General features: G+C 59.5%; 12 protein-coding genes. 4 read left to right on the forward strand and 8 right to left on the reverse strand.

The features are described 5' to 3' along the window. Positions 1 to 128: 128 nt before the first annotated feature. Positions 129 to 1583, forward strand: a complete 1455-nt coding sequence (locus ACQZ5G_RS10140; protein WP_003519554.1) for a glutamate synthase subunit beta — start codon at positions 129 to 131, stop codon at positions 1581 to 1583. An 83-nt stretch (positions 1584 to 1666) separates the two neighbouring features. Here the strand turns inward: ACQZ5G_RS10140 and ACQZ5G_RS10145 are convergent, their stop codons facing one another. The 4 genes from ACQZ5G_RS10145 to ACQZ5G_RS10160 form a co-directional block, all read right to left on the reverse strand. Then, positions 1667 to 3022, reverse strand: coding sequence for an ATP-binding protein (locus ACQZ5G_RS10145; RefSeq protein ID WP_196378483.1), 1356 nt, complete (start codon positions 3020 to 3022; stop codon positions 1667 to 1669). Continuing rightward, positions 3019 to 3693 carry a response regulator transcription factor gene (locus ACQZ5G_RS10150; RefSeq protein ID WP_448737760.1) on the reverse strand — a complete coding sequence of 225 codons (675 nt, stop codon included), beginning with the start codon at positions 3691 to 3693 and terminating at the stop codon, positions 3019 to 3021. Before ACQZ5G_RS10150 ends, ACQZ5G_RS10145 begins: the two co-directional genes overlap by 4 nt. Before the next feature lie 247 nt (positions 3694 to 3940). Then, on the reverse strand, positions 3941 to 5176 hold the full coding sequence (locus ACQZ5G_RS10155) for an SGNH/GDSL hydrolase family protein (RefSeq protein WP_448737759.1): 1236 nt from the start codon (positions 5174 to 5176) through the stop codon (positions 3941 to 3943). A 63-nt stretch (positions 5177 to 5239) separates the two neighbouring features. Then, positions 5240 to 6463, reverse strand: coding sequence for a lytic murein transglycosylase (locus ACQZ5G_RS10160; protein WP_003519550.1), 1224 nt, complete (start codon positions 6461 to 6463; stop codon positions 5240 to 5242). A 195-nt stretch (positions 6464 to 6658) separates the two neighbouring features. Here ACQZ5G_RS10160 and galU point away from each other — a divergent pair, with 195 nt between their 5' ends. Continuing rightward, a complete protein-coding gene (galU, locus tag ACQZ5G_RS10165; protein WP_003519549.1) occupies positions 6659 to 7546 on the forward strand; it encodes a UTP--glucose-1-phosphate uridylyltransferase GalU in 888 nt (295 codons plus the stop codon). A 59-nt stretch (positions 7547 to 7605) separates the two neighbouring features. On the opposite strand, the gene uppP is transcribed toward galU, so the two are convergent. Then, a complete protein-coding gene (uppP, locus tag ACQZ5G_RS10170; protein ID WP_448737758.1) occupies positions 7606 to 9105 on the reverse strand; it encodes a polysaccharide biosynthesis protein UppP in 1500 nt (499 codons plus the stop codon). 419 nt (positions 9106 to 9524) lie between these two features. Here uppP and ACQZ5G_RS10175 point away from each other — a divergent pair, with 419 nt between their 5' ends. Together ACQZ5G_RS10175 and ACQZ5G_RS10180 are read left to right on the forward strand one after the other, a co-directional pair. Further along, the gene (locus ACQZ5G_RS10175) at positions 9525 to 9890 is read left to right on the forward strand and encodes a PAS domain-containing protein (protein ID WP_020809352.1); all 366 of its coding nucleotides are present in this window, start codon (positions 9525 to 9527) and stop codon (positions 9888 to 9890) included. A 112-nt stretch (positions 9891 to 10002) separates the two neighbouring features. After that, complete coding sequence (locus ACQZ5G_RS10180) at positions 10003 to 10998, forward strand: KpsF/GutQ family sugar-phosphate isomerase (RefSeq protein WP_448737757.1); 996 nt, start codon at positions 10003 to 10005, stop codon at positions 10996 to 10998. Positions 10999 to 11035: 37 nt separating this feature from the next. Here the strand turns inward: ACQZ5G_RS10180 and ACQZ5G_RS10185 are convergent, their stop codons facing one another. The 3 genes from ACQZ5G_RS10185 to hemH are packed head-to-tail and all read right to left on the reverse strand — an operon-like array spanning position 11036 to position 13644. After that, positions 11036 to 11500, reverse strand: a complete 465-nt coding sequence (locus ACQZ5G_RS10185; protein WP_448737897.1) for an NfeD family protein — start codon at positions 11498 to 11500, stop codon at positions 11036 to 11038. 2 nt (positions 11501 to 11502) lie between these two features. Continuing rightward, a complete protein-coding gene (locus ACQZ5G_RS10190; protein ID WP_125144965.1) occupies positions 11503 to 12552 on the reverse strand; it encodes an SPFH domain-containing protein in 1050 nt (349 codons plus the stop codon). Positions 12553 to 12609: 57 nt separating this feature from the next. Next, positions 12610 to 13644 carry a ferrochelatase gene (gene hemH / locus ACQZ5G_RS10195; RefSeq protein ID WP_059757715.1) on the reverse strand — a complete coding sequence of 345 codons (1035 nt, stop codon included), beginning with the start codon at positions 13642 to 13644 and terminating at the stop codon, positions 12610 to 12612. Between the last annotated feature and the right edge of the window lie 68 nt (positions 13645 to 13712).

A 13712-nucleotide genomic window follows, 5' to 3' on the forward strand; every position in this document is an offset into this window, starting at 1 on the left:
TTCCCACGGCGATCATCTGAACGAGCGGCGAGACCGGATTTGAGTTCATCGTGCTGGGGGCGGCTTTTGGTGTCGCTTACTGGTACTGGGGCCCGACAGGCGCTCCGCTTTGATGTGAGGATATAAACGTGGGCAAGGTTACAGGTTTTCTGGAGATCGACCGGCAGGTGGGCAAGTATCAGCCCGCATCGGATCGTATTCGCCATTTCCGCGAATTCACCATTCCGATGTCGGATGCCGAGGTACAGAAGCAGGCGGCGCGCTGCATGGATTGCGGCATTCCCTACTGTCACGGCCCGACCGGCTGTCCCGTGCATAACCAGATCCCCGACTGGAACGATCTGGTCTATAACAACAATTGGGAAGAGGCGATCCGCAACCTCCACTCCACCAACAACTTCCCGGAATTTACCGGTCGCGTCTGTCCCGCGCCTTGTGAGGAGGCGTGCACGCTGAACCTTGAGGATGCGCCGGTCGCCATCAAGACCGTCGAGCAGGCGATTGCCGACAAGGCCTACGAGCTGGGCTTCATCGTGCCGAAGCCAGCGACGATCCACACCGGCAAAAAGGTTGCCATCATCGGTTCCGGTCCCTCGGGCATGGCGGCTGCGCAGCAGCTCGGCCGCGCCGGTCACGAGGTTCATGTCTATGAGCGCGAATCCAAGCCCGGCGGCCTGCTGCGTTACGGCATCCCGGACTTCAAGATGGAGAAGAACTTCATCGACCGCCGTGTCGAGCAGATCAAGGGTGAAGGCGTCACCTTCCATTGCGGCGTCAATGTCGGCGTCGATGTGACGGTCGAGGCGCTTCTGGCCGACCACGATGCGGTGCTTTATTGCGGCGGCTCGGAAACCCCGCGCCCGGCCGGTATCGGCGGCGCCGATCTGCATGGCGTTTACGATGCCATGCCCTATCTCGTGCAGCAGAACCGCCGCGTCGGCCGCGAAAATATCGACAGCGTCGGCTGGCCGGCCGATCCGATTCTTGCCGGCGGCAAGCATGTCGTCGTTGTCGGCGGCGGTGATACCGCATCCGACTGCGTTGGCACGGCTTTCCGTCAGGGTGCGGTGAAGGTCACGCAGCTCGACATCCGCCCGATGCCGCCGGAAAAGGAAGACAAGCTGGCGGTCTGGCCCTTCTGGGCAACCAAGATGCGCACCTCGTCGTCGCAGGCCGAAGGCGCCATCCGCGAGTTCCAGGTGGCAACGCTCGAATTCGTCGGCGAAGACGGCGTGCTGACCGGCGTGAAGTGCTGCCAGGTGGATGACCGCCGCAAGCCGATTGCCGGCACGGAATTCATCATCAAGGCCGATCTCGCCTTCATCGCCATCGGCTTTTCCGGTCCCTTCACGGACAGCGTGCTGAAGGAAATGGACGGCAAGTTGACGCTCAACACCGACCGTCGCGGCTCCACCAATGTGATCGCCAACGAAACGGACTATAAGACCTCGGTCGACAAGCTGTGGGCGGCGGGCGACGTGCGCCGTGGCCAGTCGCTGGTGGTCTGGGCGATCCGCGAAGGCCGTCAGGCGGCGCGTGCTATCGATGAAGCGCTGATGGGTGCGACCGTTCTTCCGCGCTAAGCACCGAAGGTAATACGAGCCGGAAAGGCCTGTTGCAGACGCAACAGGCCTTTTCTTTTGGCTGCAAAATGACGGCTTCTTCTTCAGCAATAGGGAAGGGTGATACGAAAACAGGCGCCACCGGTGGAAGCATCGCTGATGGCAATCTCTCCGCCGTGATAACGGACGATTTCCTGCACGAGGTTGAGCCCAAGCCCGGTGCCGCGATCTTTCGGCCGCAGGCGGTGGAAGGCATCGAAAACCAGTTCCCGGTCCTCCTCGGGAATGCCATTGCCTTCGTCGGCTATCTCGATCACCCGGTTTGCCGCCACCCTTATCGTGATCGTGCCGCGATTGCCGCCATGTTCGATGGCGTTTTGCACGATGTTCATCAGGGCGCGCTGCAACGAAGCGTCGTCGGCAAGGGCGAGGATCGGCTCTTCCTCCGGTTCGAAGGACAGCGCATATCCCTGTGATATGGCGAGCGGGGCCATATCGGCGACGACCGATCTGCACAGGGTGACAAGATCAAGGGGAACCAGAGGGGCTTTCTGCCCGCCAAGGCGCTGCAAATCGAGCAATTGTTCGGCCAGCACGGCGATACGGCTGGCATCCGCCAATATTCTGCTGCGGGCCGGGCCGTCCAGCAGCGTTTCCACCCGGGTCTGGAGAATGGCGACGGGGGTTCGCAATTCATGGGCGGCATCGAGAATGAAGCGCTTGTGCCGTTCGTAGCCATCGTCCAGTCGCTTCAACGCGCCGTTGACGGCATGCACGAGCGGCTGCACCTCCCGTGGAATATCGCCATCCGGCAATCGGTATCCGCGCCTGTCGATATCGATGGTTTCCGCCGTTCGGGCAATGGTGGAAAGGGCGCGAAATTCCCTGCGGATGATCCAGGGGATGGTCACGACCGTCACGATGGACATGAGAATGAGGACAGGCATGATCAATATGTTCGAGAACAACAAAACGGGGAAGGTCATGCTGAACGGCCCGCCTTTGCCGATCATGACGAATTCTCCCGCCGGTCCCGAAGCACGGCGAACGACGGCGATGCGCACCACGGCGAGGTAGGAATAGGACAGCGCCGCGTCGCGCACGTCGGAGACCCTGATGTCGCTCAGCTGCTGATCCATGTTGCTGAATGCCTCGGGCACCTGCCCGCCCTGCACGATCTCACCTTTTTCGCTGACCGCGACGAACCAGAAATCGGAGGTATTGCTGCGCAGGTTGATGAATTCGGGCGTTTCTTTGAGAACCAGCCGATTGTCCTCATTCCGTATGATCGCGTTGGCGGTTATCTGGGCCGCCTCCGGGCTGAGCAGCGCGCTGCCTGCGCCGCCGCTCGACATATAGGTGACAATGGCGGCGGTGACGAAGAACAGGCTGCCGATCTGGAACAGCAGCAGTTGAATGGTGAGCCGGCGCTTGAGCGATTTTCTTCTGGCCAGCTTCACGAGGTTGCCCTCAGCAGGTAACCGACGCCGCGAATGCCGTGGACCTCAAGGCCCGCATCCGCGGCCGCCAATTTGCGGCGCAAGCGGGAGATATGGGAATCGAGTGCATTGGACTGGATCTCGTCGTCGAAATTATAAACGGCTTCCTCAAGCAATGAGCGCAGCACCGTTCTGCCCTGTCGCCGCAACAGGGCCTCGAGGATCAGCAGTTCGCGTCTGGTCAGCGGAAGGAATTCACCCTTGATACGCACTTCGCGGGTTTCGAAGCAGAATTCCAGCCTGCCCAGTTTTGCCGTCATCGTCACGGCGCCGGCCGGCCGGCGCATCAGGGCGCGAATGCGTGCAAGCAGTTCCTCGACCGCGAATGGCTTGGCCAGATAATCGTCCGCACCGAGGTTCAGACCATTCACCCGATCCACAAGCGCGCCCTGCGCCGTCAGCACGATGACGGGCGGGGTGACGGGCAGGAGCCGCAAATCTTCGATAAGCTGGATGCCGTCACCATCCGGCAATTGCCGGTCGAGCACGACAAGATTGTGGACGCCGTCCATGATGGCGTGACGGGCAAGATCGAGCGTGCCGACCGTATCCACGATAATATCGAACCGGTGGAGCGCGGCGGACAGGGCTGCTGCCATTTCGCGTTCGTCTTCAACAAGCAGCAGGCGCATGAATTCATCTCGGTATTGTCCGGCGTACCTTCCGGAAAGGGGTGCGGTAAAAGGCAAAAAACGACGGCGTCGCTGACGCTACGAACAAGCGAGGCGTCGCCGTCAAATAGATGTCGCCATGCAAAAAGGGGACCGGGGATGGTGGATGGCCAACCCCGCATTCCTGCAAAGCTGTACCTATCCTGTCATGCGCGGATTGCCTAAACATTACGCCCGCTGCGGGGCGGTCAGGCAGCTGCGAAAGCGTCTATTGTTTTGCCTGTGTGGTATCGGGTGCCACACGATAGTCATCGATGCGGCCTGCCGGTGCATCGGCCATTTCGCCCCGCTTGGTCAACCTCTCGCGTGGCGATTCCACCACGGATACGCGTGTCGGTCCGGCGGTCAAAGGGGCATCGCCCAGCAGCTTGTCGCCGCCATCGAGATTGGGATCGGTGAGACTGATAGGCTGGGTGCGCACCTGCCCGGCATCGATGCCGAGTGCTGGCAGGGAGGTGAGCGCCGGCAGATTGCTGCCGTCCAGTTTCACGAGGTCCGGCCCGGCGCTATCGAGGTGCCTGCGCACGAATTTTTCGACGTAAAACGCAAGCTTGCGTTTGCCGGCCTGGGTCATGCCGATGCCGTCAGCCTCGCGCAGGCGGGCCTGCTGGCCGTTCATGTCGTAGCCGGTAATGACGAATTTTCCCGCCTCATCGACGAAACCGTCCCAGACGTCGACGAATTCGCCGCCATATTTCTCGACATGGCTGCGATAAAGCCGGTTGAAGCCGACGAGATCGGCCGAAAGCGACGGCGACTGGAAGGCGGGTAGGCCAACCCATAGCAGCGGCACCTTTGGGCGTCCGGCAAGGGCCAGAAGCTCGTCGATCCGCCGCTCATATTCCTTGAACCAGACCTCCGTGCCGAATTTTTCCCTGATATCGCCGATCTGCATCTGCTGGCGATCGTTCGATCCCATCATGATGACGATGGTGGCCGGTTTGGTCTCGCTGATGAATTGCGGCAGGTTGGTGAACCAGTCGTAATAATCGGTGCGGACGAGGCCGGAAGAACCATTTGCACGCACATCGACGGCGATTGCAGGCGAACTGGCGAAGGCATTGACCAGTTCTTCACCCATGCCGCCGGCGAGAAAATCGCCGATGACCAGAACGCGTCGCGCATTTTCAAGCTTGGCGGCAGGCTCCGGCTTTGCGGTCCGCATCTGCACCACCGAGGGCGCTTTTCTGGCGGGTTGCGGGCGGGTGACCGATCTTTCGCGCGGAGCAGACGGAAAGTCGCGACGGTTGCGGGGCTGGTATTCGCGCCCGGATCCGCCATCGCGGCCCACCGGTCTGCCGAAGAGCATTTCAAACAGGGTGCGCCGTTGCTCCTGGGCGAAGCTTTCGGAAGGAACGAGCGGCACGGCAAGGACAACGGAAAGAAGGACGGCGCAGAAACGCCAGCCGGTTCTTCCGTTCTTCACCACAGGTTTCCTACTCATGACATCAACCTTTCCGGATGCATCGGCGGCGTTCAAGCCGCCGCCGAATTCACCGGCACATTATCAATTGCGCAGGGCTCTCAGCAACCGCTGCGACGGCTGGCCGTCGGTTTCCATACCCATGCGCGACTGGATGGCGCTGATGGCGGCTTTCGACCCGGAGCCGAAGTTCCCATCCACCTCGCCGTCATAATAGCCGAGTTCCTTCATGCGGGTCTGCAGCTCGAATTTTTCACGAATGTCCAGCGTCCCATCGGGGCGCGGCCATTTCTGCTGCATGCCGCCATAACCGGCGATCTCATCCGCAAGCAGGCCGACGGCGAGCGCATAGCTGTCGGAGGCGTTGTATTTCTTGATGGTGAAGAAGTTCTTCATCATCAGGAAGCCGGGGCCGTTTGCTCCGCCCTGCAATTTCAGCATGGCGCGATCGGAGCCGCGCGTGAAGTTCTTGCCGTTCGGGCGGGCGAAGCCGAGCTTCGTCCATTCCGCAATGGTCTTCGTCTGTCCTTCATAACGGGCGCCGCCACGCGGAACGGCGGTTTCATAACCCCAGGTCCGGCCGGGCTCCCAGCCGTTCTTGGAAAGAAGATTGGCAGCAGTTGCCAGCGCGTCCGGAACGGAGTGCCAGATGTCGCGCTTGCCGTTGCCATCCGCATCCACCGCATAAAGCAGGTAGCTGGTGGGAATGAACTGGGTGTGACCCATCGCGCCCGCCCAGGAGCCTGTCAGCTGTTTCGGCGTGACATCGCCCGCCTGGAGAATCTTCAGAGCCGCGATCAATTGCGTGCGCGCGAATTTGGCGCGTTTGGGATCGGAATAGGCGAGCGTTGCCAGCGCCTGCGGGATGTTGTGCAGACGTTCGGGTTTTTCCAGAACCGCGCCGTAATTCGATTCCATCGACCAGATGGCGAGAATGATGTGCTTGTCGACGTTGAAGTTACGCTCGATCCAGTTGAGGGTCGTCGCGTGCTTCATCTTCATCTCGCGGCCGATCCGCACCGTGTACGGGTTGACGCGGGAATCGAGATAATCCCAGATCTGCGTGGTGAATTCCGGCTGGAAGGTGGCCTTGCGCAGCGCGTCGGGATCCGGCTCGCTGACACCGGCAAAGGCCTTCTGATAGGTCGCCTTGCTAATGCCTTCTTTCGCGGCTGTTGCATAGAACTGGTTGATCCACTGACGGAATCCCTGATCGGCGCGGGCCGAAACGGGCGCCAGCGAGATTGCCAGGCCTGCAACCACCATGCAGCCGAATTTGCGGACATCTGAAAGGATCATCTTTGTCATCGTCTGTCTTTCGTTCTCTCGAATATCATTTCGATTGCGAAAACGCATCGGGCGTCATCATGGATAACAAAAGAACGTCAACAAATTCTTTACCATTAATAGATGGTAGCGTCACCCTTTACAAAACGTTGTTATTTTTGAAATAACAACAGCGTGCGGGGATTGTGATCAAGTTTTATCTCTCAGGAGGGATATGTGGTAGAACAGAAGAAAATTCGGAAGGCCGTATTTCCGGTCGCAGGTCTCGGCACGCGTTTCCTGCCCGCAACCAAGGCGGTTCCGAAAGAAATGCTCACTGTCGTCGACAAGCCGGTCATTCAATACGTCGTCGATGAGGCGGCGGAAGCGGGCATCGAGCATTTTGTATTCGTCACCGGCCGCGGCAAGGCGGTGATCGAAGATTATTTTGATATTCAATTTGAACTTGAACAGATGCTGCGCGAGCGCAACAAGAATGCCGAGCTGACATTGCTGGCCGGCCTTCTGCCCAAGGCGGGCACCGCGAGCTTCACGCGCCAGCAGGTGCCGCTCGGTCTTGGCCATGCGGTCTGGTGCGCCCGTGATATCGTCGGCGACGAGCCTTTCGCGGTGCTCTTGCCCGATATGATCATGCATTCGCAGAAAAGCTGCCTGAAGGGCATGGTCGAACTTTATGACCAGACCCAGGGCAACGTCATCGCGGTGCAGGAATGCGCTCCCGACCAGACGCATAAATATGGCATCGTCGGTGTGGGTGATGCCGTGGGTGAAGGTTTCAAGATCACTGAAATGGTCGAAAAGCCTGCCAAGGGTACGGCGCCCTCGAATTTCTACATCAACGGCCGTTATATTCTTCAGCCCGAGATTTTCGACATTCTCGAAAATCAGGAGCGTGGTGCCGGCAACGAAATCCAGCTGACGGACGGCATGCTGACGCTCGCGAAGTCGCAGGAATTCTCCGGCTATCATTTCCGTGGCCAGACCTTCGATTGCGGCGCCAAGGATGGTTTCATTCTTGCCAACGTCGCCTTCGCGCTGGAGCGTGGCGATATTCGCCCTGCCATCGAGGAGCCGATCAAGGCCCTGATCGATGGGCTGAAGTAATCTACCAGAACAACAACGGGATCCCGGCCTCAGCGCCGGGATTTCTTCTTGGCCGAAGCCTATCGCTTGAGGACAAGTCCTGCGCCGACGCGCAGCTCACTGCTGTCGTAAACCGGCGTCCACTGGTAACTGACATCCGCCGTCAGGTCGAGATAGCGGTTCAGTCCCCAGGTCAGGCCGGCGCCTGCGGTATATTCAACGGCATTTTCCATGTCGGAAGAGGGGAATGTGCGATGCACGATCTGTCCCGTCAGGCGGGCAACGAGGTTGCTGCGCAATTCGTGGGTCAGGCCGGCATCCAGCCGATAGGAAACCCAGCCACCCTGCGGTCCGCCGGCGAAGTCCTCTATCGTCGTGCGCAGGCCTAGATTGACATTCGTGCCGCGCTGGGGTGACCAGTTGAGTTCGCCATCCAGCGTCAATGCGCCGATCGAGGCGAGGCGATCGTCGTCATATTGCTTGCGCAGATAGCCGATGGCGGCCTCGCCGCGTGTCTTCTCGCCAAGATCGACTTCCGCGCCGACCTTTGCCCCATAGGCATTGGAGGAGCGGGCATAGCCCGAATTGTCGAGACGCCTGTCATATTTGGTCGTCCCGGCATTCAGTTCGAGGAAGGGGATGAGCGCCGGCGACAATTCATAACCGATGCGTCCACGCAGGTTCGCGCCGTTCTGATCGCGGTCGCTGAGGCTGATCGGCCGGCCGTCGACGCCTTTCGCATCCGTATAGACCGTGCGCGAGAGATCGAGCGCCGCCAGGCCACGCAGCTTGCCGAAATCCCGCTCTATCGATGCGCTGGTGGTGAAGCGGTGTTCGCCGCCCTGCACGGCAGCGCCGGTGAGAGCATTGGGGTCCGTCGTGTCTTCGCGGCTGAATTCGTAACCGGCCTTGAGATTGGCCGTCGTTTCTTCACCGAGATCAAGGCGCAGATCGGCCTCTACCCTGGCCCGGGGTTCTTCGCCGTCCTTGTCGCTGCCGAAATTTCTCTCCCAGGCGCCGTCGCCGGTCACCGTCAAAGCGTTACGGGACCAGTCGCTGGTGAGCGTACCGCGTATGCCCGTCGTCAGATAATTGCGCCTGGAAGGACCGCCGGTATTCGTCTGCTTTTCCGTGTTGATCGTCTGGCTGATCGAAGGTCGCAGCAGGAATGTGCCGAGCCGGATGCCGGGCGTTTGGCCGGGTTCGGTCGCTATCCGTGGGTTTTCGCCACCATCCACCGTCGGCTCATAGGGGTTTTCGGCCTCGGCATAGGGTTGGCCCGCGTCGTCCTGCTGTTCGTAAATCGGATCGCCGGGATTGTTGGACGGACGCCACAGTTGCGGTGCGGGCGTGGGCGTAGCTGTGGCCGGGACAGTGCCAGTGCTCACCCCACTGTCCGTCGCCGGTGTGGGTGAAGCTGCTCCGTCGACGGCAGAAGCGCTGCCCGGCAAGACGGGTATGGCTGTCGTTGCAGTCTGCGCGAAGGCGCTTCCCTGCGGGTAAAAAATCGTACAGGCGAGCAGCAGGGTTGCTGCTTTCCGCGACGTCGGCAGACGTGTGGCGGTGCCCTTCACGTTCATTCCTTTTCACCCGGCGAGTTTGGCCGATGCCGGATCGAAGGGCCACCAAGACATCTCCTCAGGCCCGATGAGTGACAGGCCGATGAAATGACGTGAAGAAACCAGGGACCAGACAGGCGACGCAAGTTTTAACATCGCTTTAACAATAGGTTTTTTATGGTTAACAGTTGATAAAGATCGCCGGGATTTCGGTGTTATGGCAGGGGCGCAAAGCCAACGGCGCCGATCATCGGACCCGGTGGGCCGATTTCACCCGTCACCATGACTGGAGGAAATTGGTCAAGAATGCAAAATATTCCTAATATGAGAAGATTAAAACGTTTCAATTTGGCACGGAATCGCCCTATAGTTTATAGGGGCTGATCTTCTATTGCTCAGCAAGTGGTATTGAATTTTATTTTGTGTGACAGCGTCGTTTCATGAATCCCGTTTTGAACACCAAGCAGGTCGGTTTTTATTGTTGGGATATTACCAATGACCGTTTCTATCTAGACGAAGTATGTGCTGAACTCTTCGGGATTCCACTGCGGCAGGCGATGCAGGGTATCAGCATTTTTCAGATGCTTGAAAAAGTGGACCTGGATCATCGAAACCGTGTGATCGAAACGGCGTTGATCACCCTGAAGGCCGCGAGTTTTTATAATCAGGAATATGCCGTGCGCCGCAGCGATGGCTCGGTCTCATGGGTAAGGACGCTCGGGCGATATCTGGTCGACGAGGAAAACATCCCTTTCAAGCGGCTTGGAACGATGGAGGAGATTTCTCCGCCTGATCGCCGTCATTGATGACATGTCGCTGTCCCGACACCGTCGAACATTTTCGGGCGACATCTACTAAAACCCGGTGCCTGTCGGCTGGAGAGTGGACTTATTCCGGCTGAAAGAGTAACAGTCGGCCATGATTACGCGCGCCGTCAAACTGGTCGAAGACAATGCCATCGAATCCGCCGTGCGGACGATTTCGATGGAGCGGGCTGGCCTTGCCGCCCTTGAGGATGCTCTGAGGAACGGTCTTTCCGACCCTTTCTGCAAGGCGATCGAGACCATCGGCCAGTCGAATGGCCGTCTCATCATTACCGGGGTCGGGAAAAGCGGCCACATAGGCGCGAAGCTTGCCGCCACCTTCGCCTCCACCGGAACGCCTGCCTTTTTTGTGCATGCGGCGGAGGCCAATCACGGCGATCTGGGCATGATCGGCGGCGATGATGTGGTGTTGGCCATTTCCAAGGGCGGCGAAAGCGCCGAACTACGCAGCATCATCAATTATTCGCGCCGTTTCTCCATTCCGCTGATCGCGCTCACCTGTTCGGAAAATTCATCGCTGGCACAGGCTTCCGACATCGTGCTGCTGGTTCCCAATGAGCAGGAAGCCTGCCCGCTCGGCCTTGCGCCCACGACCTCTACGTTGATGCAGCTTGCGCTGGGCGATGCCCTTGCCGTGGCACTTCTGGAGGCGCGCAATTTCACCGCTGGCGATTTCAAGGTATTTCATCCCGGCGGCAAGCTGGGGGCGAGCCTGACGCTGGTCAGCGATATCATGCATACCGGCGATCGTGTGCCGCTGGTCAACAAGGGAACGGCCATGACGGAAGCGGTCGGCGTTCTCTCCCGCAAGCATTTCGGCTGCGTCGGCATTCTGGACGAGGATGGCCGCCTGTGCGGCATCGTCACCGAGGGCGATATGGCGCGCAACCTGTCGCGCAACCTCGCCGAAATGACGGTCGACGATATCATGACCCGCACGCCGAAGACCGTCAAAAAATCGGTGCTGGCGACCAGCGCACTGGCGACGCTGGAAAAATTCCACATTGGCGCGCTGATTGTCATCGATGACGACAACCGGCCCATCGGGCTGGTGCATTTCCACGATCTCTTGAGAATTGGCGTGGCTTGAAGCCACCGCCGATCCTGACAAAGCTGATCCTGAAAACCTATCGGTCCAACGGCTCGATTGTCAGCGTGCGTCCGCGTGCGGAAGCGATCCTCACCCGGGTGCCGGCCGGCAGGTCTTCGCCGTTGACCGGCCACCAGGTATCGTCCAGCCTGATGCGGCCACGCCCTTCGACAATCGGCTCCTGAAGGGTCGCGGTGCGGCCGACAAGGCTTGCCTCTCGCTGGTTGAGGAAGGGTTCGTCGCTTGCCGCCCGGTTCCTGTCGAAATATTTCCGGCCGAGCAGGGCGAAGACGACGGAAAGCGCGGCAAACAGCACCAGCTGCAATTGCCAGGCCCAGAATGCCGCATCCCACAAAAGCAGCGAGACCGCGCCGATGACCAGCGCGGCGAGGCCGATCCAGATCAGGAATACGCCGGGAGCGATGAGTTCGGCGGCCAGAAGCACGAAGGCGACGATCCACCAGCTCCATGGTCCCAGCTCAGTGGCAAGCCGTTGCAGCATCATCACTTCTCCGATGAAGAGCCGAAGGGATTGCCGGGGATCGTGACGTTGATGCTCTGGCCGGAAGGCCGCGTCGGCGGCACGGAGCGGGGCGCTGTGGAGGCGGCAGGCGCAGTCGGCGCATCGCCCCTGTCACCGAAGACCTCTTTCGCAATCGTGCCGATACCGCCAAGGGAACCGATCAGCGCCGAAGCCTCCATCGGCATCAGTACGATCTTGGAATTCTTCGCCGTGCCGATCTCCGCCAGAGCCTCGGTATATTTTTGGGCGACGAAATAGTTGATGGCGTGGACATTACCGGCGGCGATGGCTTCCGAGACCATGCGGGTGGCATTGGCTTCGGCCTCGGCCAGACGCTCGCGCGCCTCGGCATCGCGGAATGCCGCCTCGCGCTGGCCTTCCGCCTCCAGAATGGCGGATTGCTTTGCGCCTTCCGCGCGCAGGATCTGGGCATTGCGGGCGCCTTCTGCTTCCAGCACCTGCGCGCGTTTTTCACGCTCGGCCTTCATCTGCCGCGCCATGGAATCGACGAGATCCTTCGGCGGTGCGATGTCCTTGATTTCGATGCGGGTGACCTTGATGCCCCATGGTCCCACCGCCTCGTCCACCACGCGCAGCAGGCGATCGTTGATGGCGTCGCGGTTCGACAGTAATTCGTCGAGGTCCATCGAACCCATCACCGAACGGATATTGGTCATGGTGAGGTTTTCGATGGCCATTTCCAGATTGGCGATCTGGTAAGCGGCCTGCGCGGCATTGAGGACCTGATAGAAGGTGACGGCGTCGGCGGAGACGCTGGCATTGTCGCGGGTGATGACTTCCTGTGTCGGTATATGAAGGACCTGCTCCATCACGTTCATTTTCGAACCGATGGTTTCGAAGAACGGCACGATGAGGTTCAGGCCCGGCTCGAGCGTGCGGGTATAGCGCCCGAACCGTTCAACCGTGTAGCGATGCCCCTGGGGCACGGTCTTGATGCCGGCAAACAGCACCAGAATAACGAGAACCACCGCTGCCATGACGACGATGTCGAAACCGCCCAATGCAATCATCACTTTTCCTCCTGATCAGAACCGTCCGGGTTTTACCCCGGCATCGTTATGGCAAGATTACACCCATCCTTGCAACTCCCGCCGCACAACCTTTTCGAGAACATTCATGCCCTCGGCACTGTCGTTCAGGCAGGGAATATGGGTAAATTTCTCTCCGCCATTATGCAGGAAAATCTCGCCCGCTTCACCGGCGATTTCTTCCAGCGTCTCAAGACAATCAGAAACGAAGCCGGGATTCATCACGGCGATGCGCTTGATGCCTTCCGACGCCAGCTTTTCCACGGTCTTGTCGGTATAGGGCTGCAACCATTCTTCCGGTCCGAAACGCGACTGGAAGGTGATCATGAAATTTTTCTCTGTCCGCCCCAGCGCCTCGCGCAGCAGCCGGGCGGTTTTCTGGCAGTGACAATAATAGGGATCGCCCTTTTTGAAATAGGATTGCGGAATGCCGTGGAAAGAGGTGATCAGCATTTCCGGTTCCCAGTCCAGCGTCGCCAGATGGTTTTTGACGGAGGTGGCGAGCGCCTCGATATAGGCCGGATCGTCGTGATAGGGCGGTACGGTGCGGATGGCGGGCTGCCAGCGCAGCTTCATCAGATGCTCGAAAGCCTTGTCGTTCACGGTTGCCGTGGTCGATGCGGCATATTGCGGATAAAGCGGGAAAAGCAGGATTTTTTCGCAACCCTGTTCCTTCAGCGCATCGATCTTCGAGGCGATGGAGGGCTGGCCGTAACGCATGCCCCAGTCGACCGCGACATTGGGCAGGTCCTTCAGCGCTTCCGCCAGCAGCTCCCCCTGACTGCGAGTATAGGTGCGCAGATAGCTTTCATTTCGCTCGTGGTTCCAGATTTCCTCATAGGCCTTGCCGACTTTCTGCGGGCGCTTGTTGAGAACAATGCCGTAAAGGATCGGATACCAGTAGAGACGCGACCATTCGATTACCCGCTTGTCGCTCAGGAATTCCGCCAGATAACGGCGCATCGGCCAATAGTCCGTACCGTCAGGCGTGCCGAGGTTGACGAGCAGGACGCCGACCTTGCCAAATGCCGTGCGGGGATGGTTTGCGGGGAGTGCGGATAGTTCTGTCGCCATGAATGACACCCTGAAACTCGGACTGGTTGCGTGAGGAGCGGTTCCGTTTCGGACAAGGGCGGAAACGC

It is taken from the genome of Agrobacterium sp. 22-214-1 (assembly GCF_053522465.1).